20 protein-coding genes are annotated in these 22,000 nt (G+C 67.8%); 10 read left to right on the top strand and 10 right to left on the bottom strand.

Annotation, left to right across the window (positions count from 1 at the left end; translation table 11 throughout):
• Nucleotides 1-65: 65 nt before the first annotated feature.
• Complete coding sequence (locus tag AC3A6G_RS13980; protein WP_487860313.1) at nucleotides 66-1,235, bottom strand: CaiB/BaiF CoA transferase family protein; 1,170 nt, start codon at nucleotides 1,233-1,235, stop codon at nucleotides 66-68.
• Nucleotides 1,236-1,343: 108 nt separating this feature from the next.
• Complete coding sequence (locus AC3A6G_RS13985; RefSeq protein WP_487860312.1) at nucleotides 1,344-2,270, bottom strand: LysR family transcriptional regulator; 927 nt, start codon at nucleotides 2,268-2,270, stop codon at nucleotides 1,344-1,346.
• A 208-nt stretch (nucleotides 2,271-2,478) separates the two neighbouring features.
• Here AC3A6G_RS13985 and AC3A6G_RS13990 point away from each other — a divergent pair, with 208 nt between their 5' ends.
• Complete coding sequence (locus AC3A6G_RS13990; protein WP_487860311.1) at nucleotides 2,479-3,339, top strand: DUF7822 domain-containing protein; 861 nt, start codon at nucleotides 2,479-2,481, stop codon at nucleotides 3,337-3,339.
• A gap of 8 nt (nucleotides 3,340-3,347) precedes the next feature.
• Here the strand turns inward: AC3A6G_RS13990 and AC3A6G_RS13995 are convergent, their stop codons facing one another.
• From AC3A6G_RS13995 to AC3A6G_RS14005, 3 genes are read right to left on the bottom strand one after another with little or no spacing between them, the layout of a single operon-like run.
• Nucleotides 3,348-3,728, bottom strand: a complete 381-nt coding sequence (locus tag AC3A6G_RS13995; protein ID WP_487860310.1) for a VOC family protein — start codon at nucleotides 3,726-3,728, stop codon at nucleotides 3,348-3,350.
• Between the two features lie 57 nt (nucleotides 3,729-3,785).
• Nucleotides 3,786-4,394 carry a flavin reductase family protein gene (locus AC3A6G_RS14000; protein ID WP_487860309.1) on the bottom strand — a complete coding sequence of 203 codons (609 nt, stop codon included), beginning with the start codon at nucleotides 4,392-4,394 and terminating at the stop codon, nucleotides 3,786-3,788.
• On the bottom strand, nucleotides 4,391-5,365 hold the full coding sequence (locus AC3A6G_RS14005) for an AraC-like ligand-binding domain-containing protein (protein ID WP_487860308.1): 975 nt from the start codon (nucleotides 5,363-5,365) through the stop codon (nucleotides 4,391-4,393). Before AC3A6G_RS14005 ends, AC3A6G_RS14000 begins: the two co-directional genes overlap by 4 nt.
• A 214-nt stretch (nucleotides 5,366-5,579) precedes the next feature.
• On the opposite strand from AC3A6G_RS14005, the gene AC3A6G_RS14010 reads away from it, so the two are divergent.
• Genes AC3A6G_RS14010 through AC3A6G_RS14035 form a run of 6 tightly spaced genes read left to right on the top strand, consistent with a single transcriptional unit; the run spans nucleotide 5,580 to nucleotide 11,527 of the window.
• The gene (locus AC3A6G_RS14010; RefSeq protein ID WP_487860307.1) at nucleotides 5,580-6,770 is read left to right on the top strand and encodes an amino acid ABC transporter substrate-binding protein; all 1,191 of its coding nucleotides are present in this window, start codon (nucleotides 5,580-5,582) and stop codon (nucleotides 6,768-6,770) included.
• A 4-nt stretch (nucleotides 6,771-6,774) separates the two neighbouring features.
• On the top strand, nucleotides 6,775-7,653 hold the full coding sequence (locus AC3A6G_RS14015; protein ID WP_487860306.1) for a branched-chain amino acid ABC transporter permease: 879 nt from the start codon (nucleotides 6,775-6,777) through the stop codon (nucleotides 7,651-7,653).
• On the top strand, nucleotides 7,650-8,582 hold the full coding sequence (locus AC3A6G_RS14020) for a branched-chain amino acid ABC transporter permease (protein WP_487860305.1): 933 nt from the start codon (nucleotides 7,650-7,652) through the stop codon (nucleotides 8,580-8,582). Before AC3A6G_RS14015 ends, AC3A6G_RS14020 begins: the two co-directional genes overlap by 4 nt.
• Nucleotides 8,579-9,331 carry an ABC transporter ATP-binding protein gene (locus AC3A6G_RS14025; protein ID WP_487860304.1) on the top strand — a complete coding sequence of 251 codons (753 nt, stop codon included), beginning with the start codon at nucleotides 8,579-8,581 and terminating at the stop codon, nucleotides 9,329-9,331. Before AC3A6G_RS14020 ends, AC3A6G_RS14025 begins: the two co-directional genes overlap by 4 nt.
• Entirely contained in the window at nucleotides 9,328-10,038 is a 711-nt protein-coding gene (locus AC3A6G_RS14030) for an ABC transporter ATP-binding protein (protein WP_487860303.1), read from the top strand. The genes AC3A6G_RS14025 and AC3A6G_RS14030 overlap by 4 nt, the downstream gene beginning before the upstream one ends.
• 37 nt (nucleotides 10,039-10,075) lie before the next feature.
• Nucleotides 10,076-11,527 carry an aldehyde dehydrogenase gene (locus tag AC3A6G_RS14035; RefSeq protein ID WP_487860302.1) on the top strand — a complete coding sequence of 484 codons (1,452 nt, stop codon included), beginning with the start codon at nucleotides 10,076-10,078 and terminating at the stop codon, nucleotides 11,525-11,527.
• On the opposite strand, the gene AC3A6G_RS14040 is transcribed toward AC3A6G_RS14035, so the two are convergent.
• From AC3A6G_RS14040 to AC3A6G_RS14055, 4 genes are read right to left on the bottom strand one after another with little or no spacing between them, the layout of a single operon-like run.
• Nucleotides 11,490-12,494, bottom strand: a complete 1,005-nt coding sequence (locus AC3A6G_RS14040) for a LysR substrate-binding domain-containing protein (RefSeq protein ID WP_487860301.1) — start codon at nucleotides 12,492-12,494, stop codon at nucleotides 11,490-11,492. The two genes, AC3A6G_RS14035 and AC3A6G_RS14040, sit on opposite strands and share 38 nt — an antisense overlap.
• Nucleotides 12,495-12,518: 24 nt before the next feature.
• Nucleotides 12,519-14,129: a tannase/feruloyl esterase family alpha/beta hydrolase gene (locus AC3A6G_RS14045; protein ID WP_487873899.1), complete on the bottom strand. Its 1,611-nt coding sequence runs from the start codon at nucleotides 14,127-14,129 to the stop codon at nucleotides 12,519-12,521.
• A 39-nt stretch (nucleotides 14,130-14,168) separates the two neighbouring features.
• A complete protein-coding gene (locus AC3A6G_RS14050; RefSeq protein WP_487860299.1) occupies nucleotides 14,169-15,587 on the bottom strand; it encodes an FAD-binding oxidoreductase in 1,419 nt (472 codons plus the stop codon).
• 19 nt (nucleotides 15,588-15,606) lie between these two features.
• The gene (locus tag AC3A6G_RS14055; RefSeq protein ID WP_487860298.1) at nucleotides 15,607-16,938 is read right to left on the bottom strand and encodes an MFS transporter; all 1,332 of its coding nucleotides are present in this window, start codon (nucleotides 16,936-16,938) and stop codon (nucleotides 15,607-15,609) included.
• Between the two features lie 416 nt (nucleotides 16,939-17,354).
• Here AC3A6G_RS14055 and AC3A6G_RS14060 point away from each other — a divergent pair, with 416 nt between their 5' ends.
• Nucleotides 17,355-17,609, top strand: a complete 255-nt coding sequence (locus AC3A6G_RS14060) for a hypothetical protein (RefSeq protein ID WP_487860297.1) — start codon at nucleotides 17,355-17,357, stop codon at nucleotides 17,607-17,609.
• 65 nt (nucleotides 17,610-17,674) lie between these two features.
• A complete protein-coding gene (locus tag AC3A6G_RS14065; protein WP_487873900.1) occupies nucleotides 17,675-19,165 on the top strand; it encodes a sensor domain-containing diguanylate cyclase in 1,491 nt (496 codons plus the stop codon).
• Here AC3A6G_RS14065 and AC3A6G_RS14070 read toward each other — a convergent pair.
• Nucleotides 19,159-20,604: an aminotransferase-like domain-containing protein gene (locus AC3A6G_RS14070; RefSeq protein WP_487860295.1), complete on the bottom strand. Its 1,446-nt coding sequence runs from the start codon at nucleotides 20,602-20,604 to the stop codon at nucleotides 19,159-19,161. The two genes, AC3A6G_RS14065 and AC3A6G_RS14070, sit on opposite strands and share 7 nt — an antisense overlap.
• A gap of 169 nt (nucleotides 20,605-20,773) precedes the next feature.
• Here AC3A6G_RS14070 and AC3A6G_RS14075 point away from each other — a divergent pair, with 169 nt between their 5' ends.
• Entirely contained in the window at nucleotides 20,774-21,928 is a 1,155-nt protein-coding gene (locus AC3A6G_RS14075; protein WP_487860294.1) for a pyridoxal phosphate-dependent aminotransferase, read from the top strand.
• Nucleotides 21,929-22,000: the final 72 nt, after the last annotated feature.

A 22,000-nucleotide genomic window follows, 5' to 3' on the forward strand; every position in this document is an offset into this window, starting at 1 on the left:
TGAAGTTGACCGTCATCGCGCACCAAGCCACATCGAGCCGCAGGCGCGCGGGTGATTGCTTGGACCTAGGCGAGTTCTGGCCTGGCGTTCTCCACGGCTGATCGGCCCAGCGCAGGCGGTGGATGAACCGTGTTCTGTTCGTCGGGCAAGACCATGGGGTTGCGCACGAGCTTGAGCGTGCCGAACGTCGGATGCTCGACGGTCTGCAGCATCTGACGGTGAACGACCTGCGGATGCTGGAAAACCTGCTCCATGGTGTGGATGTTTCCCCAGGAGATGCCGCGCGAATCCAGTGCCTCCCCCAAAGGGCTTGCGCACCAGCGCTTCATGGCGTCCCGAAGGAGTGGACGAAGCTCACGCATGTTGGTCAGGCGCCCCGCGTTGCTGGCAAACCGGGGATCCAGATGCCATTGAGTCTCCATGAGCGCACAGAAGGACGCGAACTGCTTGTCGTTGCCGATGGCCAGGATGATGTAGCCGTCCGCGCATTCGAAGACCTCGTAGGGCGCCAGGTTCGGGTGAGCGTTGCCGCTGCGCGTCGGGCTTTGTCCGGAGACCAGGTAGTTGGCACCCTGATTCGCGTTCATGGCCACCGATACGTCGAAGAGCGCAATGTCCAGGTGCTGCCCCGTGCCGGTCCGTCCGCGCTCGATCAGTGCCGCCAGCACGGCGCTTGTCGCATACATTCCCGTCATGAGGTCAACGACTGCGACTCCCGCGCGAAGTGGTCCTGCGCCTTGCTCGCCGTCGGGTATGCCGGTGTAGCCCATGAGTCCGCCCATGCCCTGGAAGATGTAGTCGTAACCTGGCTTGTGAGCAAACGGGCCGGCTTGTCCGAAGCCAGTCACGGACAGGTAGATCAGCCGCGGATTCATCTTGACCATGCTTTCGAAGTCCAGGCCGTAGCGCGCGAGGTCCCCTACCTTGTAGTTCTCGACCAGGACATCGGCCTCACGGATCTGCTGAATCAGCCATTCACGCTCGGTAGGGCGGGCGAAGTCGAGGGTGACTGAGCGCTTGCCGCGATTGCACGACAGGAAATAGGCGGAGACTTGCTCTCCGGTTTCGCCGACCACGAAGGGTGGGCCCCAGCTGCGAGTGTCGTCGCCCACCTGCGGGCGCTCGATCTTCAAGACGTCGGCACCGAGGTCCGCGAGGTTCTGGGTGCACCACGGACCCGCCAGGATTCTCGACAGGTCGACGACACGGACGCCGCTAAGCGCATTTGCAAGCATTCAATCTCCGATAGCTGGGCCCGATTCTTGGCGCAGCGTATCGGAGGGTCAATTGAACAGTATCAAAGTGAGCGTTCGTGAAAGTTGGACGCGGCCAAGCGAGCCCCGTCACTGCTCGCCGTCGCTCGCCTGTCGCGTCGCTGCCACCCGGGGGTCGTCCAGCAGAAAGTCCACGCACGCCTTGATGAAGTCCGGGAAGCGCGCATCGGCTCGGACGGCCAGACTGAGTTCTCGGCGTGCCCAAGGCTCGTCAAGGGCAAGCCGTGCGACCCGGCGAGGCTCCTGACGATTCTCAAGAACGCTGCTAGGAACCAGCGCAACCCCGACGCCCGCGGCTACCAGCGAGAGCACTGCTTCGAACCCCTGTGCATGCAACCGCGCCGTGACTGTTCTGCCTTGCATGGCGGCCGCGTCGCGAAGAAACAGGTAGTTGCTGCTGTCACGATGCATGCAAACAAACTCAAAGTCCAAGGCATCACACAGGCGCACGGACGAACGCGTCGATATCTCATGCTCCGGCGGCGCAACGATGACCAGCTGATCGATGGCGTAGGGGTGAATGGCCAAGCCCTGGACATCGGTCTTGCCGGCAAAGATCCCGATGTCCGCCTCTCGGGCGAGCACCGCGGCCGGAATGATTTCGCTCTGACGCTCCTCGACATCTGCATCAATGCCAGGGTGAGCGACCAGGAAGCGCCCCAGGGTCTGGGTGACGAAGCTGTTCAGTGAGCTGCTGTTGGCGATGATGCGGACGTGGCCCTTGATGCCAGAGATGAACAGGCGCACGTCGCCTTGCATTCTTTCGACGTCTTCGAAGATGTCTCGAACATGCGCAAGGACCGCCTCGCCGGCTCGGGTCAATTCCATGCCGCGCGAGTTGCGTTCGAACAGGGGTGTACCAAGGGCCTGCTCCAGGTTCTTGAGCCGGTAGCTGGCTGCCGAGCTGGTGATGAACAAGGCTGCAGCTGCCGCGGTCAGGCTTTTCGCCTGGGCGATCTCCAGGAAGAGCCGAAGATCCGTGAGTTCGTATCGCATGGAATGGTCTTGCTCGAGGAGTTTCCGGATTACTGACTTGCCGGCGTGCCGGATGTGCGCGCGCCGAACTGACGCGCAGCCGCAGTGTAGATTTGGCGCGGGCAGAATCACCCGACCAGGCCGAAGACCGCTTCGCGAGGAGCGGAACTTCTTCATTCTTGCAACGGCGGCGCACTCACACTGCAGCCGCCATTCACACTTTGATTCCATGGCCAATCGCTCTTATCTGTACAGCCTCAGCAACCGGCCCACGTCGTATGTGGACCGGCCCGAAACGATCTCGGGCGTGTCCGAGTGGAACTACGACGTGCCGTTCATGTACCGGCTGCTGATGTCGGGCGACCCACAGCTGTGCGCGTCGCTGATCGCCGATGGGCTCGACGACGACGAGGCGGACGAAAAGGTGAAGCTGTATGCGATCAGCAGCCGCTTCGAGCCCGGCTTTGCGCGGGTGAAGCGCTTCATCGAGATCGTGCGGTTTCTGGCAGCGCAGGGGCCGATGCCATTGCCCTCGGCCCCGCCCGCGGCGCCTGCTGCGGCACCGGAGGCCCTGTCGCTGATCGACCGGATCAAGGGCCGGCTATCGTCGGCCGCCGCATCGAAGGCGCCCCCTGCCATTGCCGCGCCCGCAGCCACCACACCCGCGACGGGTTCAACGCAGCTGCCAGCATGGCTGGACGAGACCCTGGTCTTTCTTGAAGCCCACCGCGATGAGCACCTGCTGCTGGAGACGGTCGAGCTCGACACCATGTCCGAATCGGAAGAAGCCCCGCTGCGGGCCTGCGTCGAGCAGGAGCTGGCGCGCTGCCAGCAGGCCGGCGCCGCGCTCGATGCGCTGCCGCAAGACATCGCGGCGGCGGCGCAGTTGCTGCGCGAGGCCGGTGCGGCCAAGCAGGCGGCGCCGCTCGATGCCTTCTTCGGGTTGCGCTTCGACGACGACTGCGACAGCACGCGCAGCCGCGCGACGGAATATCCGCTGGGGCTGCAGTGGTCAGAGGTTCTGTACTTCGGCCTGTTCAACCGCGCCGAGTTCGAAGCAGCGCAGCACGGCGACGACGCGGCTGCCTAGCGTTTCAGTCATCTGCCCTCAACCGAATTGGCACGATGCGCCCGGCTTGAGATGCTGATGGAATTCTTGTCGACGTCTTTCGCATTTGCGAACGCATACCCGTTGGCTTCGTGGACTGGACCGAATGCGAGACCTCGCATCTTGGCTTGCGCGGCAAATGCCGCGACGTCGCGCACGTGGAAGCTCAGCTTCACACCCACTTGGCCAAGCTTCACAGACTTGGCTGCTTGATGGACCAGCAAGCCGGCGCCGGCGCCTGGATGCTTCAGCTCGATCAGGCCCTCGATGACCTCACCGGTGGTCTGGAAGCCGAAATGCAGGGCATAGAAAGCAGCCGTCTTCTGCATGTCTCTGGCGTAGATGATGACTGTTCCCAGTGGCGAATCCATGTGTGCTTCTCGTTTCGGTAAAGGATGCCAAGCGTCGGCTTCTGTTCGACATGCATGCTACGGCGCCGCTCGCGGCAGCGGGCGCGCATCGACCGCCTCGCCATCGACGATGAAGTGCCCGCCCGCCACGTGGTGCAGCGTGCGCAGATCGTCGTGGCCCTCGAAGTGCCAGCGCCCTTCGGAGAACACGCGCGCGTCGGCCTGCGCCGCGATCACCTCGCCCAGGAACAGGTCGTAGCGCTGCTGGATCGGCGGCTCGGGCAACAGCCGGCATTCGAGCCAGGCCGCGCAGCCTTCGAGCAGCGGCGCACCGGTGGCCTCGCCAGTGAAGGTCGAAAGGCCGTAGGCCGCGAACTTGTCGCTGCCGTCGCGCTCGGCGATCTCGCGGCCCGAGCTGTTGCCCAGCGCGTCGGTCAGGTCGAGCTGTGCGCGCGTCGGCACCTGCAGCGCGAAGCTGCCCGCGCCTTCGAGCAGCACGCGCGTCCAGGTGCTCTTGTCGAGCACGACCGCGACCTTGGGTGGGTCGAAATCCAGCGGCATCGCCCAGGCCGCGGCCATGATGTTGCGCCGCCCGTCGTGCGCGGCGCTCACGAGCACGGTGGGTCCGTGGTTCAGCAGCCGGTAGGCCTTGTTCAATGAAACCGGCCGGCGGTGAGAAGCATTCATGCGCGAAGGACCTGTGCGGGCGAGCCCGCCTGCCGCCTGAACTCGCTCGGGCTGCCGCCCGTGTGCGCGCGGAACACGCGGCTGAAGTGCGAAAGGTTGCCAAAGCCCGCGCCGAGCGCGATGTCGGTGATGGAGCGCGCGGCGTTCGCGGGGTCGATCAGGTCGCGGATGCTGGCGGCCAGCCGCTGGTGCTGGATGTAGCCGGTGAGCGTGTCGTCATCACCCGCGAAGGCTTGGTGCAGAAGGCGCTTGCTGCAACGCAGCGCCAGTGCCATGCCGTCGATCGACAGCGCGGGGTCGCGCAGGTTCTGCGCCACATGGCGCTGGATGCGGTCCTTCAGCGCCTCGCGCTGGGTCTGCGCGGTGCCCTGGCCCGCGAGTTCCATGAGCGACAGGCGCACCAGCTGGATCAGCAGCTCGCCCGCGCCGCGCGCGGCGGCCTCGCTCATGTAGGGCAGCTCCAGGTAGGTGTTGCGCATGGTCTCCAGCGCCACGCGCGAGATGCCGCTGTCGCCGCCGATGCGCCGCGCGACGAGCTCGCGCAACGGCAGTGCGGGCGAGGCGATCTGGTCCTTCGGCAGCATCACGATGAGATGGTCGCTGCGCTCGGGGTTGGCCACCGTGTAGTCGAGCGTGGTGTCGTACAGCGTCCAGCCGCCCGCACGCACCGCCGCCGCGCGCCCGCGCTGCGTGACCTCGGCCGAGCCCTGCCAGGGCGCGACGATCTTCAGGTAGGGCGCGTCGCTCAGGCGCGCCATCTGCGGGGTTCGCAAGACGCGATGCCGGTTGGCCTCGAGCCGCGTGAGGATCACGTCGCCCGCGTGCGAGGACGCGAGGTGGCCGTCGAAATCGCTGTCGCCGTACAGGTCGGAGCCCAGCCCGCCGAAGTGGCGCCACACCCACTCGCACCACAGCGGCCCGCGTTCCTTCGGCGGAATCTGGTCGGTGGACAGGAGCAGGGACGCGGTCATGGGCGAAAGCAGTGAAGACGAACGAAAGATTGCAGCACGGAGCCGGGTGCCGCGCATTGTGGAGTGCCCGGAAGGCCCTCGCCCTTGCGGGTTAACCACTAGGCGCCTGCACGCTGCGTCAAGTGCTTTGTGCGCGGCGGGCACAGCGGCCGAAGGCGTGCCTTCCTACGATCCCGGTCAGCGGGCGCATACCGACGCCCGGAAGGAGACCTCCATGCTTCACCCCACCCGCCGCCACTGGATCAAGGGCACGGCCACCGCGCTGGGCGCGGCCGCCGTCGCCCCGCAGCTGTTCGCTCAAAGCGCGCCGGTTCGCATCGGCTACGCCATCGCCCGCACCGGCCCCTGGGCCGCGGGCGCCCAGGTGAGCCAGGAGCCCAACTACCTGCTGTGGACCGAGCAGGTCAACGCCGCGGGCGGCCTGTCGGTGAAGGGCGCCAGGCGGCCGATCGAGCTGATCGGCTACGACGACCGCAGCGAGACAGAGACCTGCGTGCGCACCTTCGAAAAGCTCATGGGCAGCGACAAGGTCGACCTCGTGCTGCCGCCCTGGGGGTCGGGCGCCAACTTCGCGGTCGCGCCGCTGGCCAACCGCTTCGGCTATCCGCTGCTGGCGCCCACGGCGCTGTCGCGCAAGCTCATCGACATGCGCCTGCCCTTCTTCTTCTCGCTGCTGCAGCAGCCCGACAAGATGATGGGCGCGCTGGTCGACATGCTGGTGGCGCAGAACGTGAAGACCATCACCATCGTCTACATGGACGACCTGTTCGGGCTGGAGAACTTCGCGGCACTGAACAACGCGCTGAAAAGGACGCAGATCCAGGTGCTCGACCGCAAGAGCTACCCGCTGGGCGTGAAAGACCTCGCGCCCGTGCTGCGCAGCATGAAGGACCTGAACCCCGATGCCTTCATCGGCATCACCTACCCGCCCGACACCATCCTCGCGAGCCGGCAGGCGCGCGAGGTGGGCTTCAATCCGAAGTACTTCTACGCCTCGGTGGGCACCGCCTTCCAGCTCTACAAGAACGTGATGGCCGCCAACACCGAGGGCGTGATCGGCATGGGCTCGTGGAACGGCAAGACCAGCCCCGAGGCCCGCGCCTACTTCGATGCGCACACCAAGAAGTTCGGCAAGGAGCCCGACCGCTGGGCCAGCGGCCACGCGTGGGCCGGCCTGCAGATCCTGCAGCAGGCGGTGGAGAAAGTGGGCCTCGACCGCAAGGCGCTGCGCGAGCAAATCGCCAGGAACGAGTTCAAGACCATCCTCGGGCCGATCCGATTCGAGGGTAGCGAGAACGCGTCGATCCCCGGCACCGTGTCGCAGTGGCAGGGCAGCGACTTCGAAGTGGTGTGGCCGAAAGACCGCGCCACCGCGCAACTGATGCCCAAGCCGGCCTGGAAATAGCAGCGTGTCGTTCTCTGGATGGGCCGAACTGCTGGCCGGCGGATTGATCACGGGCGGCATCTATGCGCTGGTGGCCATCGGGCTGAACCTGCAATACGGGCTGATGCGCATCATGAACATCTCGCACGGCGAGTTCCTGATGCTCGGCGCCTTTCTCACGTGGTGGGCGCACACGGCGCTGGGCATCTCGCCGCTCCTGTTCATGCCGGTGGCCTTCGCGCTGCTGATGGCGCTGGGCATGGCGGTGCACTGGCTGTGTTTCCGGCAGGTGGCGGCGCGTGCGCCGAACGTCGACGTGTTCGAGGCGCGCAGCCTGATGGTCGGCTTCGGCCTGATGTTCTTCGTGCAGAACACCGCCCTGCTCGTGTGGGGCGGCGACCTGCGCGGCTACGACTACCTGGCCGAACCGGTGCAGCTAGGCGAGATGCGCTTCACCGCCAACAAGCTGGTGCTGTTCGGCGTGGCGCTGGCGCTGAGCCTCGTGCTCATCGCGCTGCTCAAGCTCACGCTGCTGGGCAAGGCGGTGCGCGCGCTGATGCAGTCGCCCACCGGCGCGCAGCTCGTGGGCATCAACACCAAGCGGCTGCACCCGCTGATGTTCGGCATCGGCCTGGGCCTGTCGGGCGTGGCCGGCGCGCTGCTGTCGATGACCTATGAAATCTCGCCCTCGATGGGCGAGCCCTACACGGTGACGGCGCTGATCGTCATCACCCTCGGCGGCTTCGGCAGCATCGCGGGCAGCCTCGTCGGCGGCCTGCTGCTGGGCGTGGTCGAGGCGCTGGGCATGTACTACACGAGCCCCTCGCTCAAGATGCTGCTGTCGTATGCCGTGTTCATCGGCGTGCTGATCTGGCGGCCCAACGGACTGTTCTCCCGCAAATGATTTCACTCTTTCAAAACAAGCCGTGGTGGGTGCTGTGCATCGGCCTCGCGCTGGCGGCCGCCATACCGTGGATCGCGAGCGAATTCATCGCGTCGGTCGCGCTCGGCTGCCTGATGTACATCGCGCTGGCCACGAGCTGGTCGTTGTTCTGCGGCGCCACGCGGTATCTCTCGCTCGCGATCTCGGCCTTCTTCGGCCTGGGGGCGTATGCGAGCGCCACGCTGCTCGAGGTGCTGCCCTGGCCGCTGGTCATTCTGAGTGGCGCGGCCATTGCGAGCGCGGTGGCTGTGCTGATGGGCGCGGCGGTGCTGCACCTGCGCGGCACCTATTTCGCAGTGCTGACCTTCGGCATGACCGAGCTGATCCGCCATGCGGTCACCTTCGTGGAGAAGCAGGTCTCGGGCACAGTGGGGCGCGTGCTCACTGTGGTGCCGTCGAACGAGACGGTGTACCTCACGGTGCTGGCGATTGCGGGCGCGGCCATCGCCACCGCGCTGCTCGTGAAGCGCAGCCGCTTCGGCCTTGCGCTGGCCGGCATCGGCGCCGACGAGCAGCGCGCGCAGACGCTGGGCGTCGACACGCGCCGCGTGAAGATCGCCGGCTTCGCGCTCACCGCCGCCTTCGCCGGTGCGGTCGGCGCGGCCATGGCCGTGCGCTGGACCTACATCGAGCCCGCGGCCGTGTTCAGCCCCTTCATCGGCTTCCAGACCGTTCTGATCGCGATGATCGGCGGCGCCGCCAGCATCGGCGGTCCGGTGGCCGCGGCCATCGTGTTCAGCCTGTTGTCGGAAACGCTGCGGCTGCAGCTGCCCTACGGCTACATGATGGTGCTGGGGCTGCTGCTGATCCTGTGCGTGATGTACCTTCCCAACGGCCTCGCGTCGCTGTGGCAACGCAAGCGCGCGGCCCTGCGGAGGCATGCGCCATGACGGCAACAACCCCGCTTCTCGAAGCCCGTGAACTCACGGTGCGCTTCGGCGGACTCACGGCCGTCGATGCCGTGAGCGCAACCTTCCATGCCGGCGAGCTGGTCGGCATCATCGGCCCGAACGGTGCAGGCAAGACGACCTTCTTCAATGCCATCTCGGGCGTGGTCATGCCGACCTCGGGGCGGCTGCTGGTGGAAGGCGATGTCGACCTGACCCGGCGCGGGCCGCACCTGTACGCCGCGCACGGCATCGCACGCACCTTCCAGACGCCGCGCGTGATGGCCGACATGACGCTCGAAGACAACGTGCGCTTCGGCATGCAGTTCGCCGGACGCCGCCGCGCGCCCATCGCGGGCCTGGGCAGCACCGGCGAGATCCTCGACATGCTGGGACTGGCCGGCCTGGCGACGCAGGCCGCGGCCGACGTCACGCCCTCGCAACAGCGGCTGCTCGAGATCGGCATGGCGCTCGGCACGCGGCCGCACGTGCTGCTGCTCGATGAAGTGGCGGCCGGCCTCACCGAGGCAGAGGTCGATGCGATGGCCAGGCGTATCCGGCGCCTGCGCGACGACCACGGCCTCACGGTCGTGTGGATCGAGCATGCGGTGACCACGCTGCTCAAGTACGTCGAGCGCGTGCTGGTGCTGCACCAGGGCCGCAAGATCGCCGACGGCACGCCGGCCGAGGTGGTGCGGGATGCCGGCGTGGTCGAGGCCTACCTGGGCGACGAGATGGAGGCCACGGCATGAGCGGCACCTCCATGACCGTGCGCGGCCTTGCGGCCGGCTACCACGGCTTCCAGGTCATCCAGGGCCTGGACCTCGACGTGACGCCCGGCGTCACCGTCGTGCTCGGGCCCAACGGCGCGGGCAAGACCACGCTGCTCAAGGCGCTCGCGGGGTTGCTTGCGCGCACGGGCGACGCAGTGCTCGACGGTGCGGCGCTGCCATCCGCCGACGCCACCGCCTGCGTGCGGCGCGGCCTGGCGCTGGTGGCCGAAGGCCGGCAGCTGTTCCCGCAGATGACCGTCACCGAGAACCTCGAGCTCGGCGGTTGGCTGGTCCCCGCGCGGCTGCGCGCCGAGCGCCTGGCGCGCGCCTTCGACGACTTTCCGCGTTTGAAAGAACGCGCCACGCAGTTCGCCGGCACCATGAGCGGCGGCGAGCAGCAGATGGTCGCCGTGGCGCGCGCCCTGATGAGCGGGCCGCGCCTGCTGATGCTCGACGAGCCCTCGCTCGGCCTCGCACCGCGCATGGTCGACGAACTGCTGGCGATCGTGCGCCGCATCGCGAACCAGGGCGTGACCGTGCTGATGGTCGAGCAGAACGTGCGCAAGGCGCTGCAGGCCGCCGACCGCGGCTATGTGCTCGAGCGCGGACGCGTGGTCGCCGCGGGCGAAGCGCAGGCGCTGCTGCATTCCGACGCCGTTCGCCAGGCCTACCTGGGAGTAGCCTGAACACCCCTCTTCCTCTCTTCATTTGAAAAGGACACCCATGACCGACATCTCCATGCTCATCGACGGCGAACGCCGCGCGGCCACCGGCGGCGCGACCTTCGAGCGCCGCAACCCGCTGGACGGCGGCATCGCCACGCGCGCCCCCGCGGCCACGCCGGCCGATGCCGTGGCTGCCGTCGAGGCCGCGCAACGCGCCTTCGCCACCTGGTCGCAGACGGGGCCCAACGAACGCCGCGCGCTGCTGCTGAAGGCCGCCCACGCGCTCGAGGCGCGTGCCGACGCCTTCGTGCAGGCCATGGCGCGCGAGACCGGCGCCTCGGCGCTGTGGGCGGGCTTCAACGTGCACCTCGCGGCCGGCATCCTCACCGAGGCCGCCTCGCTCACCACGCAGATCGCGGGCGAGGTCATTCCGTCCGACGTGCCCGGCAGCCTCGCCATGGGCGTGCGGCAGGCGGCCGGCGTGGTGCTGGGCATCGCGCCGTGGAATGCGCCCGTGATCCTGGCCACGCGCGCCATCGCCACGCCGCTGGCCTGCGGCAACACCGTCGTGCTCAAGGGTTCCGAGCTGTGCCCCGAGACGCATGCGCTCATCATCGAAGCGCTCGCCGAGGCCGGCCTGCCCAAGGGGACGGTCAACTTCGTGACCAACGCACCGGCCGATGCCGGCGCTGTGGTCGAGGCCATGGTCGCGCACCCGGCGGTGCGGCGCGTCAACTTCACGGGCTCCACGCGCGTCGGCCGCCTCATCGCGCAGACCTGCGCGACGTACCTGAAACCCGCCGTGCTCGAACTCGGCGGCAAGGCGCCCTTCGTGGTGCTCGACGACGCCGACATCGACGCGGCCGTGAACGGCGCGATCTTCGGCGCGTTCGCCAACTCGGGTCAGATCTGCATGTCGACCGAACGCATCGTCGTCGACAACGCCGTTGCCGACGCGTTCGTTTCCAGGTTCGCGGCCCGCGCGCAGGCCCTGCCGCTGGGCGACCCGCGCGAAGGCCCCGTGGTGCTCGGCTCGGTGGTCGACATGAGCACCGTGACGCGCTGCAACGCACTGATCGACGACGCGCTCGCCAAGGGCGCGGTGCTCGTGTGCGGCGGCAAGGCGCAGAACACCTTGATGCCCGCTACCGTGCTCGACCACGTCACGCCCGCCATGGCGATCTACCGCGAAGAATCGTTCGGGCCGGTGAAGGCGGTGGTGCGCGTGAACGGCGTCGAAGAGGCCGTGGCAGTGGCCAACGACAACGAGTTCGGCCTGTCGTCCGCAGTGTTCGGCCGCGACGTGGCGCGCGCTTGGAACGTGGCGCAGCGCATCGAGGCGGGTATCTGCCATGTCAACGGACCGACGGTGCACGACGAGGCACAGATGCCATTCGGGGGCGTCAAGGCGTCAGGCTACGGGCGCTTCGGCGGGCGGGCGGGCGTGGAGGCTTTCACGGAACTGCGCTGGATCACGGTGCAGATGGCGCCTCGGCACTATCCGTTCTGACCACCGGAAGCCTTGGCGGCGCGCCGCTGGCGACGTAGCGCGCGCCCGACCACTGGCCGCTCTCGCAGAGGTCGCGCACCAGCTCGCAGATCAGCCGGCAGATCGCGAGCTTGGCGTTGGTCGCCGGGATGTGGCGCGAGACGCACAGGCCGAGCACGCGCACCATGTCTGGCGAGTCGATGCGGTGGGCCACGAGGCGCCCGTCCGCCACCTCGCGCTGTGCGAGGCCGAGCGGCATGATGGTGGGACCGATGCCGGCCTCGACGGCGCTCTTGAGGACGTAGACCGAATTGATCTCGGCCGCGATGCTCTGCGGCGGAAGGCCGGCACGCTTCAAGGCGTTGTCGACGGTCCAGCGCGTGCAATGGCCATGCTGCGGGCTCGGCAGGACGAGCGGTCGCGCGACGGCCGCGTGCAGCGACACGTCGCCCGCCGCGGGCGCTTGCGGGTCCTGCGGCGAATGCATGAGAACGAAGGCTTCCTCGACCAGCGGCGTAAAGACGATGTCGCGCGGCGGCATGGTGTCGGTGAAGATGGCCACGTCGACGCGGCCGCCGAGCAACTGGTCCGCCATGTTGCCGGTGAGCTCCTCGTTCAGGTGGAACAGGATGTTCGGATAGCGGCGTGACACCGCGCGCATCAACGGGAGCGCGAGCGTGGCGGCCACGCTCTGCGGCAATGCCGCCACCACCGAGCCGACGACCGTGTCGGCGGAGCGCAGCACTGCCGCCCGGGCATCGCTGATCTGCTTGGTGATGCCTTGGGCGTACTCGTAGAACACCTTGCCTGCTTCGGTCGTTGCAACGCCGCTTCGGCTGCGTGACAACAGCTGCACGCCGAGTTCCGACTCCAGTTCGGCGACCTGCTTGCTCAGTGCCGACTGCGCCACGTGCAGGTGCTCGGCGGCGCGCGACAGGCTCTTGTTCTCGACGATTGCAAGGAAGTATTTGAGCTGGCGAAGTTCCATTCCCGGATTTTGAACCGATCGCGTTCAGGGGCTCGCGCAGACGAAGCTCGCCGCGTCGTTCAGGTCGCCGCTGCCCTTGTAGCGCGGGTAGGCCGGGTACTTGCAAAGCGGGCGCGACGCAGTGGTCGCGCCACCCGCATCGACCTTGCGATGCACCAGCGATTGCGCCGATGCCGGCGTGCCCTGCTCCACCCATGTCGCGAGGGCTTGGAGCAGGTCGACCCGGTCGGGTCCGGCGCCCCCGTAGCAGTGACCCACGCCGGGCGCCAGGAACAGCTCGACGGTCTGGTCGGCCTTGGCCTGCCCCATGGAGCCCACGACATCGTCGTAGTAGCGCTCGGTGTCCCGCGGGCTCACCGAGCTGTCCGTCGTGCCGTTCCAGAGGATCATCTTGGCGCCCCGGGCGTTCAGCGCCGTCAGGTCGGGATCGAAGGCCTGGAACATGCCTCCGACCACGCCCATGCGCGGCAGCCAGTCGTCGTAGTTCCAGGAGAGCGTGTCATGGCCGACATCCTGCGTGATGAAGGAGCGCACGAAGCCGTCCGAGAACATGCCCTGCACCGAATTGCCGCCGAGCGCCATGCTGGGCCAGATGTATTCGCCCCAGCCCTTGGCCGTGTTCTCGGCACCCGGGTTGTAGCCCGGATGCGTCCAGGCGCCGTCGGCGGTGGCGATGGCCGACGTCACCGTTCGGACGGTGGCGATCTGCGCATCGGACAAGCAGGTGTCGCCTGCGTCTGCGCCCCCTGCGCAGCGCAGAGGCGCCGGATCGTAGTGGCATGCGCCGGGCCTGGAGATCACGCCGTCCGTGGCGCCGTCCAGCGCGTCGCACTGCGCAAGCACCGCGTTCGCCAGCAGGCTCTGCTTGGGCGCATCGAGCGTGTTCGCGGGCGTGCGCACCTGCTTCGCGATGCGGTTGAACTGCATGAACAGGCCCATGATGTTGCCGGCCGGCGCCCGCGCGACGATGCCGTCGAAGTCTTCGGGGTAGCGCTGTGCCTGCACCAATGCATCGTGCCCGCCCATGGAGCAACCCTCGAAGTAGCTGTGGGACGCGGGCGCACCGAAGAAGTCGGCAACGAGCGCCTTGCCCGCGGGCAATGCGCGGTGTTCCGATCGGTGCGTGAAGTCTGCCAGCTGTTCGGGGTCGAGCGCGAACGCTGCCTTGAAGTAGTCGGGGCCGCGCACGCCCGGGTAGTCGTAGCCGCCATTGGTGCCGAGCGTGGCGTAGCGCTCGCCGACGATCGATGGGCTGAACTGCAGGTCGGTGGCGACCGGCATGGTGCCGTCGAAACCGCCGCCCCCGAGGAACGCGATCTTGCCGTTCCATCCACTGGTCGGCATGCGGGCTTCGAAGCGCAGGGTCGAGCCGTCGAGCCTGGCCTGCACCACGCAGTATTCGGGTTGCGCGCCGGTGGAGGCAACAACCTGTGCGCTCTGCACCGTGGCGCCGCCGCCCAGGGCCTGGCCGGCCAGCAGCGGGCACTTCTGGGCAAGCGTTGGCGTCGGCGCGGGGGCAGGTGCAGGTGCGGGCGGCGGGGCAACGAAGCCGCTGCCGTGCCCGCCGCCGCCGCCGCATGCCGCGGTCGTCAGCACGGCAATCAAACAAACGCTGCGCGAGAAATGCATGGTCATACCTTGGTGATGTGATCGGCTGTTTGCAGGGCGCTGCCCTCAGCCGAAATGGACAACCTTGCCCGGGTTGAAGATGTTGTGCGGATCGAAACTCCGCTTGATCGCGCGCATGAGCGCCACCGTGTGAGGCCCGTGCTCTTCGACGAGGTACTGCATCTTGTGGAGCCCGACGCCGTGCTCGCCGGTCGAGGTGCCGCCGTGCTTCAGCGAACGCTGGACCAGCCGATGGCTGAAGGCTTCGGCTGCATCCACCTGTTCGGCCGCCTCAGGGTCGACCAGCACCAGGCAATGGAAGTTGCCGTCGCCGACATGGCCGAAGACGGGCGCCAGCAAGCCGTGCGCCCGGATGTCGTCCAGCGTCTCTTCCACGCAGGTAGCCAGCGCAGACAGCGGCACGCATGCGTCGGTGGTGATGCTCCGGCTGCCGGGCTTGAGTTGCAGCGAGGCGAAATAGGCGTGGTGCCGCGGCGTCCAGAGCCGCGACCGCTCTTCCTGCTGGATGGCCCATTGGAATTCGCCACCGCCATGGCCGTTGGCGATGTCGCGCACGACGGCGGCCTGCTCGTCGATCTGCGCCTGGCTTCCCGCAAACTCGAGAAAGAGCGTCGGCCGCTCGGTCAGCGTGGTGCGGCTGTGCGCATTGACGGCCTTGATCGTCAAGGCGTCCAGCATCTCCGCGCGCGCGAGCGGCACGCCCAGCTGAATCGATTCGATCACGCAATCCACGGCCGCGCGCACCGTCGGAAAATGCACCACGGCGGCTGCGGCCACTTCGGGGTGCGGATGGATGCGCACGGTCGCCTCGGTGATCAGCCCGAGCGTGCCTTCGGAACCGCAGAAAAGCTGCGTCAGGTTGTAGCCTGCAGAGCTCTTGCGCGCATGCGACGCGGTGCGGATGACATCGCCCTGCGCCGTCACGACGGTCAGGCTCACGAGGTTGTCGCGCATCGTGCCGTAGCGCACCGTGTTGGTCCCCGAAGCGGCCGTGGCGACCATTCCGCCGATGCTGGCATCGGCGCCGGGGTCGACCGAGAAGAAGAAGCCGGTGCCCGCCAGCGCCGCATTGAGCATGTTGCGCGTCACGCCCGCCTGCACCGTCGCCGTGAGGTCCTCGGTGCGGATCGCCAGCACTTCGCTCATCTGCGAGAAGTCCACGCAGACGCCGCCTTCGACGGCCAGCACGTGGCCCTCGATCGACGAGCCGACACCGAAGGCGATCACCGGCACCCGCTCGCGTGCACAGGCGCGCACCACGAACGCCGCCTCGTCGGTGCTGTGCACGTAGACCACCGCGTCGGGCGGTGCCGGACGGTAGCTCGACTCGTCGCTGCCGTGCTGCAGCAGCACGCTGTCGGCCGTCGAAAGCCGCGCGCCGAAGCGGTGCCGCAAGGACGCCAGGAGTTCGGCAGACGGTGCGCGGCGGTCGCCGGGCGCGGCAACGGCGCGCACAGGGTTCATCAGATCGGCATCCATGGTGCTAGCGCGCCGTGCGTTGGGCGGTCGGGCTCGACGGCTTGACCCAGAACACCAGCACCGCGCCCAGTACCAGGAGTGCTGCGAGCATGTGCAGCCCGGCGTCCGTGCTCTGGGTCGCATCCTTGATCACACCGATCATGAAAGGCGCGGCGAAGCCGGACAGGTTGCCGAACGAGTTGATGAAGGCAATGCCCGCCGCTGCTGCGGCACCACCGAGGAACCCGGTGGGCATGCCCCAGAAAACGGGCAGGGTCGACATGATGCCCATCGTCGCAATGGTCAGGCCGACCATCGACCAGGTGGCGCTCCCATGCATCGCCACGCTCATCATCAGTCCCGCCGCGCCCACCACGGCCGCGATGGCCGAGTGCCAACGGTGCTCGAGGCGACGGTCGGCACTGCGTGCCGTCAGGTACATCGCAACGACGCCGAAGGACCAGGGGATCGCGCTCAGCAGGCCGATGTCGAGTGCACCCTTCACCCCGATGGCCTTGATGATGCTGGGCAGCCAGAACGAGATACCGTAGAGACCTGCCACGAAGGAGAAGTAGACCAGGGCCAGCAGCCAGACCCGGCCGTTCGAGACCACACGCCATACGCTCGCTTCGGACTTGCCTGTGCCGTCCGCGGCGATGTCGCGTGCGATCAGCTCGCGTTGCTCCGCGCTCAGCCAGGCCGCATCCTTCACGCGGTCGTCGAGGTAGCGCCAGACCACCATGCCAAGCGCCACGGTGGGCAGCCCCTGCAACAGGAACATCCACTGCCACCCCTGCCAGCCGTTGACACCCGCCATGCTTTGCAGGATCCAGCCGGAGACAGGCCCACCCAGGATGCCGGCGAACGGGATCGCCGCCAGGAAGAGCGAGGTGGCCTTGCCGCGCCGGGCAGCCGGATACCAGTAGGTGAGGTAAAGGATGATGCCGGGGAAGAAGCCCGCCTCGGCCGCGCCCAGGAGGAAGCGGATGACATAGAAGGTCATCGGCGAATTCACGAACATGGTCGCCGCCGACAGCAGGCCCCAGGTGACCATGATCCGGGCGATCCAGCGGCGCGCGCCCACCTTGTGCAGGATGACGTTGCTGGGCACTTCGAAGAGGAAGTAGCCGACGAAGAAGATCCCCGCGCCCAGGCCATACACCGCTTCGCTGAACTGAAGCGCATCCTGCATCTGCAGCTTGGCGAAACCGACGTTGACGCGGTCCAGGTACGCGACGATGTAGCAGAGGAACAGCAGCGGTATCAGCCGCCAGCTGACCTTGCGGTAGACCGCATCCGCAGCCGAAGAAAGAGAATCCGCGCCGCCGTGGGGGGCCGACAGGGTAGTGGTGGTCATTTCGTGTGCCTCGCGTTGCTTGCTCGGCACGATGGTCGATCCACGCGGCAACCGGACGTACCGGGTTAACTCGCGAAATTCATACCGATGGGAGAAGGCACCATCTCTTGCAGAGATGACCTGGCCGGCCAGCGTGCGCCCCGCCGAAGCGAGCGACCGCTTCGGCGCCGCGGGCTGTTGCTATGGCCTTCAGTCGCCGCAGTCGGCGGCCTCCTTTTTGTAAGGCTTTGGGCCTACACGAGCGCAGCGCGAAGGCGCAGTGCGGCTGCCGAGGCAGACAGCTAGTTTGTGATTTCTTTGACATACATGTGTCAACAAAATCAACTGTCCCGCCGGTGCCGCCATTGCTGCGCCGTCCTGGATGCCAGCAATCGGAGGAATGAATGCCGCTTTTATTTCTGATGAGACTGCAGCATGTGCAACTCCCTGTCCGCGTGGGATGCCCTGAAGAACTGCGCCAGGTCTCGGTGCTCGTCGCCACCGGCCTGATCGAGGCCGAGATCGCGCCGGCCGATCCGTCCGGGCGCTACGCCTTGCCGCGGCTGGCGACCGTGCTTCGCATCACCGAGGCAGGGCGCGCCGAACTTGCGGCCATGAACCGGCCGCCAGCGCCCCGGCCCTACACCCCGCACCCGCGCGCGCGTCCACGACGGGGCTTGCAACTGATGTGAGCGCGGCGCGACCGGGGTACCTATGCCCCGTTTGCATCCACAATCCTCAACAAAAGGAGCGTGCGATGCCATCTGCCAACGATTTTGAGTCCATGTTCGAGTTCGCGCCCATGTCGCTGTGGCTCGAGGACTACAGCGGCCTGCAGCGGCTGTTCGGGGCCTGGCGCGCCGAAGGCGTGATCGATGTCGCCGCACACCTGAAGGCCGACCCGCAGCGCGTGCGCGACTGCATGGCCCAGCTCAAGGTGGTGAGCGTCAACCGCAGCACGCTCTCGCTCTTCGGCGCGCGCGACCAGGCCGAGCTGCTGTCGCAGCTGCACAGCGTGTTCCGCGACGACATGGCGGCGCCGGTGATCCTCGAGCTCGAGCAGCTCTGGCGCGGCAACCTGTGCTTCGACAACCAGAGCTTCAACTACACGCTCGATGGCCGCCGGCTCGACGTGCATGTGCGCGTGCTGCCGGGCCACGAGGCATCGTGGGACCGCGTGCTGGTGTCGCTCGAGGACGTCACGGCTCGCGTGCAGGCCGAGCGGCTGCGCGACGAGAGCGAACGCTATGCGCGCGAACTGTTCGAGCGCTCGCCGGTGTCGCTCTGGGTCGAGGACTTCAGCGCCGTGAAGGCGCTGCTCGACGACATCCGCGCGCGCGGCATCACGGACTTCGGGACCTTCATCAAGGTGCACCCCGAGTTCGTGACGCGCTGCATGAAGGAGATCCGCGTGATCGACGTCAACCGCGAGACGCTGCGCATGTTCGCCGCCGCCGACAAGGAGACGCTGCTGCAGAACCTGTCGGACGTGTTTCGCGACGAGATGCACGACTCGTTCGCCGAGCAGCTGCAGGACCTGTGGAACGGCAAGATGCAGCAGCAGCGCGAGGTGGTCAACTACGCGCTGACCGGCGAGCTGGTCAACATCCACATGCAGTTCGCGGTGCTCGACGATCGTCTCGACAGCTGGGACCTGGTGCTGGTCTCGCTGATCGACATCACCGCACGCAAGAAGGCCGAGGCCTACCTCGAATACCTCGGCAAGCACGACGTGCTGACGCAGCTGCGCAACCGCGCGTTCTTCAGCGAGGAGCTGAACCGGCTTTCGCGCAAGGGGCCATGGCCCGTGTCGGTGCTGGTGATCGACATGAACGGCCTCAAGCCGGTGAACGACGAAGAAGGCCATGCCGCCGGCGACGCCCTGCTGCGTCGGGTGGGCGAGGTGCTCTCCAAGGCGGTCGAGGAGCCAGGCTGGCCCGCGCGCATCGGCGGCGACGAGTTCGCCGTGGTGCTGCCGAAGACCGACGAGCGCGGCGCGGAGGCGGTGCGCGAGCGCATCGTGTCGATGCTCGAACTCAACAACCAGTTCTATGCCGGGCACACGGGCCGGCTCCTGCACCTGGCGATCGGCATGGCCACCTGCGAGGCCGGCGAGCCGCTCGATGCCGCGCTGCAGCGCGCCGACCGCGCGATGTACGAAGACAAGACGCGCTACTACCGCGAGAACCCGGGCGAATCGCGGCGCCAGCAGATCGCGGACGCGGTGCCGGGCGACAGCCTCTACTGAGCGCTGCCTTCGGCGCGCAGCGCCTTTGCCGCCATCGCGCCGAGCGTGCGCAGGCCCTTCTCGATGCGCGCATCCCAACCATGGCCGCCGCTCAGCCGCAGGCAATGCGCGTACTTGCCGCTGGCCGAGAACACCACGCCCGGCGCAAAGCAGATTCCCTTGTCGAGCGCGTGCGCGAACAGGCGCTGCGTGTCCGCCGGGGCCGGCAGCTCGACCCATAGCACGAAGCCGCCTTGCGGCCTCGACACCTTGGTGCCCGGCGGAAAGGCCTGTTCGATCACCCGCGTCATGTGCACCAGGGTGTCGGCGAAGCCGCGCCGCATGCGGCGCAGGTGGCGGTCGTAGTCGCCGTTCGACAGGAAGTCGGCAAGCGCCACCTGCGTCAGCACCGGCGTGGCGAGACTGGTGGCGAACTTGGCCTCGAGCACCCGCGCCATGTGGCGGCCCGTCGAGATCCAGCCGATGCGGTAGCCGGGCGCGAGCGTCTTCGAGAAAGAGCCGCAGTGGATGACGTTGTCGTGCGTATCGAGCGCGCTGAACGGCTTGGGCCGCTCCTCGCCGAAATGCAGGTCGCCGTAGACGTCGTCCTCGATCAGCGGCACGCGGTGCGCCGCCAGCAGGCGCAGCACGGCGCGCTTGTTCTTCTCGGGCATGGTGCAGCCGAGCGGATTGCTGAAGCTCGACGCCAGCACGCAGGCGCGCACCCTGCCCGAGGCCACGGCATTGCCAAGCGCCTCGACGTCGACGCCGGTGACCGCATCGGTCGGCAGCTCTACCACCTTGAGCTTCTTGGCGCGCAGCACCTGCAACAGCCCGAAGTAGGTCGGCGACTCGATGGCGACGGTGTCGCCCGGCGCCGTGACTGCGTCGAGCGCGAGCGCCAGCGCCTCGGTGCAGCCGCAGGTGATGGCGATGTCGTCGGGCGCGAGCGCCTGGCCGAAGCGCAGCGCGCGACGGGCGATCTCCTGGCGCAGCGAGAGCTCGCCGCGCGGCGGCGAGTAGGTGTTGCAGCGGCCGCCCTTCACGCGGGCCGTGCGCGCCAGGACGAGGTCGAGCCTGGACGAGGCCAGCAGGCGCTGGTTGGGGATGGCGCAGCCGAGCGGCACCAGCGCCTCGTCCGAGGCGTGCTCGAGCAGGTGCAGCATCAGGCCGGACAGTTCGACGTTGGCGGCGCGCACCGAATGCCGCGTGGTCGTCGGCACGGGGAGCGCAGGCGGCGGCTTGGCCACGTAGTAGCCCGACTGCGGCCGCACCTCGAGGATGCCGCGGTCCTCGAGCAGGCGGTAGGCCTGCACCGCGGTGCTGAGGCTGGTGCGCTGCTGCGTGCTGATCTCGCGCAGCGACGGCGCCCGCATGCCCGGCTGCAGCGCGCCGCGCCCGGCCAGCCCGGCGACGAAATCTGCAATTTCTTCATAGCGGAACCGGGGCGACTGGGACACGGGGACTGCTCCTTGGCTTGTGGCGAGCGCAGCTGCGCCGCCGGACCCAACTGTACTGCATCGAATTCAGGAAAATTGTGGCTGTTATCGCGAGCCCCGAATCTGCATCATCGATGCTGGCTTCATCCCGACAACACATCGACGCATCGCGCGGCAACAACAACAGCACATGGCACGTTTTCCGGACAACGAGATCATTTCCCTGGTGAGCAAGGCACCGCGCTTCGACCTTGCCGAGAGCGTGGGGCCGAGCGTGCGGCTGGCCGAACTGTTCGAGACGGCGTTCGGCGATGACGGCCTCGCGCTCGACTACGGCACCGCCGCGGGCAGCCCCGCGCTGCGCGGCGAGATCGCGGCAGACAACGGCGTCGATGCCGATGACGTGGTGGTCACGGTCGGTGGCATGCATGCCCTCTTCCTCATTGCCTTCACGCTGTGCCAGGCCGGCGACGAGGCGATCGTGGCCGAGCCGGTGTTTCCGCTCGCGCGCAATGCACTGACGGCGGTCGGCGCCGTCCCGCGCGCGCTGCCGCTCAGCTTCGACGACGGCTACCAGGTCGACCTGGAGGCGCTGCGCGCGCTGCTGTCGCCGAAGACCAAACTCGTGAGCCTGGCCTCGCCGCAGAACCCCTCGGGCGTCGCGATCCCGGCACGCACGCTGCGCGCCGTCGCGGCGATGCTCACCGCGCATGCGCCCGAAGCCTGGCTCGTGATCGACGAGACCTACCGCGAGGCCGCCTACGGCAACGACGACGTGGCACCCGGCGCAGCTTGCCTGGGGCCGAAGGTCATTTCGGTGTCGTCGCTGTCCAAGGCGCATGGCGCGGCGGGCCTGCGCATCGGCTGGGCCATCACGCGCGATGCGTCGCTGCGCCAGGCACTGGTGACGGCAAAGTTCAGCACCGTGATCTCGTGCTCGCCGGTCGACGAGGCGCTCGCGCTCGCGGTGTTGCGCCAGCGCGGCCGAATCATCGGCGAGCGGCGCGCGCTGCTCGCGCAGAACCTGCAGGTGGTCGCCAACTGGGTCGGGCGCCATGCCGCGCAGATCGAATGGGTTCGCCCCGACGCCGGCGCGCTGTGCTGCGTGCGGCTGAAGCGCGAGGTGTTCGATGCGGCGGCCGTTGCGCGCTTCTATGCCACGCTCGCCCGGTACAGCACGCGCGTGGCACCCGGGCCCTGGTTCGGCGACGAGCCGCTGGTGTTCCGCCTGGGCTTCGGCTTGCCCACGGTCACCGAACTGGCGATAGCGCTCGAGTGCGTATCGGTCGCGCTGACCGAGGCCGCTTTGCCGTCTACAGGCGTGGGCGCCGACCAGCCGGGCTGAGCGCGCGCGGGTCGAACGCGCTGTCTTTTTTGCGCGCGCAGGCACGCCGGCTGCGCACGCATCGGGGCACAA

The sequence above is a fragment of the Variovorax sp. Soil_C_26 genome (assembly GCF_057657075.1).

Coding starts and splice junctions, on each gene's coding strand:
- AC3A6G_RS13980 (WP_487860313.1), bottom strand. CDS start 1,235: ATGCTTGCAAATGCGCTTAGCGGCGTCCGTGTCGTCGACCTGTCGAGA.
- AC3A6G_RS13985 (WP_487860312.1), bottom strand. CDS start 2,270: ATGCGATACGAACTCACGGATCTTCGGCTCTTCCTGGAGATCGCCCAG.
- AC3A6G_RS13990 (WP_487860311.1), top strand. CDS start 2,479: ATGGCCAATCGCTCTTATCTGTACAGCCTCAGCAACCGGCCCACGTCG.
- AC3A6G_RS13995 (WP_487860310.1), bottom strand. CDS start 3,728: ATGGATTCGCCACTGGGAACAGTCATCATCTACGCCAGAGACATGCAG.
- AC3A6G_RS14000 (WP_487860309.1), bottom strand. CDS start 4,394: ATGAATGCTTCTCACCGCCGGCCGGTTTCATTGAACAAGGCCTACCGG.
- AC3A6G_RS14005 (WP_487860308.1), bottom strand. CDS start 5,365: ATGACCGCGTCCCTGCTCCTGTCCACCGACCAGATTCCGCCGAAGGAA.
- AC3A6G_RS14010 (WP_487860307.1), top strand. CDS start 5,580: ATGCTTCACCCCACCCGCCGCCACTGGATCAAGGGCACGGCCACCGCG.
- AC3A6G_RS14020 (WP_487860305.1), top strand. CDS start 7,650: ATGATTTCACTCTTTCAAAACAAGCCGTGGTGGGTGCTGTGCATCGGC.
- AC3A6G_RS14025 (WP_487860304.1), top strand. CDS start 8,579: ATGACGGCAACAACCCCGCTTCTCGAAGCCCGTGAACTCACGGTGCGC.
- AC3A6G_RS14030 (WP_487860303.1), top strand. CDS start 9,328: ATGAGCGGCACCTCCATGACCGTGCGCGGCCTTGCGGCCGGCTACCAC.
- AC3A6G_RS14035 (WP_487860302.1), top strand. CDS start 10,076: ATGACCGACATCTCCATGCTCATCGACGGCGAACGCCGCGCGGCCACC.
- AC3A6G_RS14040 (WP_487860301.1), bottom strand. CDS start 12,494: ATGGAACTTCGCCAGCTCAAATACTTCCTTGCAATCGTCGAGAACAAG.
- AC3A6G_RS14045 (WP_487873899.1), bottom strand. CDS start 14,129: ATGACCATGCATTTCTCGCGCAGCGTTTGTTTGATTGCCGTGCTGACG.
- AC3A6G_RS14050 (WP_487860299.1), bottom strand. CDS start 15,587: ATGAACCCTGTGCGCGCCGTTGCCGCGCCCGGCGACCGCCGCGCACCG.
- AC3A6G_RS14055 (WP_487860298.1), bottom strand. CDS start 16,938: ATGACCACCACTACCCTGTCGGCCCCCCACGGCGGCGCGGATTCTCTT.
- AC3A6G_RS14065 (WP_487873900.1), top strand. CDS start 17,675: ATGCCATCTGCCAACGATTTTGAGTCCATGTTCGAGTTCGCGCCCATG.
- AC3A6G_RS14075 (WP_487860294.1), top strand. CDS start 20,774: ATGGCACGTTTTCCGGACAACGAGATCATTTCCCTGGTGAGCAAGGCA.